Here is a 2,620-nt window from a genome sequence, read left to right on the forward strand (position 1 = left end):
AATCAAAAATGGTTGACAGCACATAGTTGTCTAAACTTCCGCATATAATCTTTCAATAATGCGTACACATTCTTCTATTCCTAAAACGCTGCTGTTAAGACAAATATCATAATTTTCCGCATTTCCAAAAACATTTCCTGAATAATGATTATAATATGCTGAACGCCTCTTATCTGTTTTTTTGATTAAATCTGCCGCCTCTTCAGATGCTTCTTTGTAAACTTCAACAATTCGCTTTTTCCTTGTATTCATATCGCCATAAATAAATATTTTTAATACATCTTTTCTGTCTTTCAATAAATAATCCGCACATCTTCCCACAATAATACACGAACCTCTATTTACAATCTCCTGAATGACTTTTGCATGATGTGCAAATATTCTATCATCTATGGAAGAATCTTTGGACACGCTGTTTGCCAAATCCACCAATACGGGATTTAATTTATTTTTCTCATAGTTTTCAAATAGAGAGCGATCCAATGAACTTGATTCTGCCGCCAATTCTATAATTTCTTTATCGTAAAACGGAATGTTTAATTTTTTAGATAACTGCATTGCAATATCTCTTCCGCCGCTTCCATACTGACGACTGATTGTAATAATCTTTGGATTCTTCTCTTCTGCCTTCGCACTGTCCTCAGTTGAATTTTTGTTAAATTCTCCTGCCCATTCAAATCCTTTTTTCGCAATAATCACCGCAATGATTTCATTGATGACCGCTGCTGCTGCAATCGTTCCCTGTACGATTTTAGCACACTCCGGTGCTGGCTGAGCCAAAACTGAAACTGCAATTCCGGTAAATACAAGCGAAACACCCGAGTGCGGAAGAAGGGTAAATCCAAGATATTTTTTAACTGTCTGAGGAGATTTTGTGATGGCCGCACCAAAATATGCGCCGAAATATTTTCCAAATCCTCTCGCCAAAATATAGACAGCCGTAAATATCCCCGCTCCCATGATCAAATGATAGTCTAGCGGTGCGCCCAAATTCAGGATAACAATAATCATGGCAATTCCTAAAACAGGATTAAATACACCCATAATCTGTTCTAGACGTTCCTCACTCACCATATTGGCAAATGTTGCTGAGAAAGCCATACCGATTAACATAAAGTTCAATACCGGTTTTGGCATCACCTGGTTGTTGAAATAAAAGCCTGCCGCTGAAGTAAACAGAATCGTAATGACAAGTAACAGCATCGTCACCGCATCACTATTTTTTCTTTTCAATATAAAACCGGATATAAATCCGCACACTGCCCCTATAATTAAAGGAAGCACAACAACCAGTGCGATCATATAAGCCGGAAGACTGCCCGCCGACAGATTCCCAGCCACAATCGCTATCGTTGTGAAAAAGACAATACAACCTACAATATCGTCCAATGCAGCCATCGGAATCAAAGTTTTTGTCACAGGACCGTCTGTTTTAAATTCACGGACAATGGACAAAGCCGGCGCCGCGCTGTCGCCAGTGCGATTCCCCCAAAAATAAAACTAAGATAAATCGGAATATCCGTAATATAAAATACAATTCCAAAAACGGCTGACACTAAAAGAAAAGTGCCTAACGACTGTGTCAATGTTGTTATGATAATCGCTTTCCCCGACTTTTTTATTTTATTCCAAACAAGTTCCGTACCAATCATAAGTCCAACCGCACATTCCAATATGTGGACTAAAATCTGATACCAGCCGGCATCTAAAATTTCCTGATTTATAACCGAAAATGCGTGTGGTCCTAACAACATTCCCGCAATCAACCAGCCCAAAATAGCGGGAAGTTTTATTTTGGATACTAACTTTCCCACCAAAAATGCCAACACAATCGTTATCAGCAATCTGACGATCAATAAAAACATATCTATTCCTCCCCTTTATCTTTAACTGCTATACCATATAGCATAATATCCAACAATTCGGATAACTTTGTTTCATGCGTTTTCACTAACGTTTCAAAATCTTTATTTTCCCCATATCTTTCCCTGAAATATCCGTTATACATCTCCTGAAAAGTCATTAAGTATTGAGTTGCCCTCTCAACGGACACTCCTTGTCTTAAATTCATTTCTCCCACTAAATCTATATATTGCCTTTTAAGATAATTATCATACTCACTTCTTATCTCTTTTAACTTTTTAATTAAATGTCCCGGCGGCAATAGAATGCTGTTAAAAAAAATGTTTTTATAATGCGGATATTCCTCAAAAAACTTCTGCCTTTCCTTCAATATCTTTTCCAAATTTTCCCGCACATTGTCAGATTCAAAAACCGTTTTCTGCATATGTGATGTCAGTTCATCGTAACACCGTTTTACACAAATCAGGTATAATTCATCTTTATTTTGGAAATTATGATAGATAAGGCCCTTTGAAATGTTATTCTCACTGCAAATCGTATTTAATGAAGCTGTTTCATAACTTTTCATTCCAAATTCAACTGTTGCAGCCTGAATAATCTTTTCACACGTACGCCTTGTTTTTTCTTCTTTCTTCATGTCCGTCCTCCTTTATGACTACATAGTCAATAATATCATAAATTTTATTTTCGTTCAATACACACAGTCAAGACCACCGGCTTAGCCGGTGGCTTGCTTTGACCCTATAAGGGTCTATTA

The 2,620-nt window shown here is 37.2% G+C and carries 3 protein-coding genes; all 3 read right to left on the reverse strand.

Annotated elements, in window-relative coordinates; all coding sequences use genetic code 11:
- Window positions 1-30: 30 nt before the first annotated feature.
- Genes ACYQ35_RS11720 through ACYQ35_RS11730 form a run of 3 tightly spaced genes read right to left on the reverse strand, consistent with a single transcriptional unit; the run spans window position 31 to window position 2,500 of the window.
- On the reverse strand, window positions 31-1,419 hold the full coding sequence (locus ACYQ35_RS11720; RefSeq protein WP_459833786.1) for a cytidylate kinase family protein: 1,389 nt from the start codon (window positions 1,417-1,419) through the stop codon (window positions 31-33).
- Window positions 1,416-1,865 carry a cation:proton antiporter domain-containing protein gene (locus ACYQ35_RS11725; RefSeq protein ID WP_009461396.1) on the reverse strand — a complete coding sequence of 150 codons (450 nt, stop codon included), beginning with the start codon at window positions 1,863-1,865 and terminating at the stop codon, window positions 1,416-1,418. The genes ACYQ35_RS11720 and ACYQ35_RS11725 overlap by 4 nt, the downstream gene beginning before the upstream one ends.
- A 2-nt stretch (window positions 1,866-1,867) precedes the next feature.
- Window positions 1,868-2,500 carry a TetR/AcrR family transcriptional regulator gene (locus tag ACYQ35_RS11730; protein ID WP_009461397.1) on the reverse strand — a complete coding sequence of 211 codons (633 nt, stop codon included), beginning with the start codon at window positions 2,498-2,500 and terminating at the stop codon, window positions 1,868-1,870.
- Window positions 2,501-2,620: the final 120 nt, after the last annotated feature.

The organism is Faecalimonas hominis, from assembly GCF_054660755.1.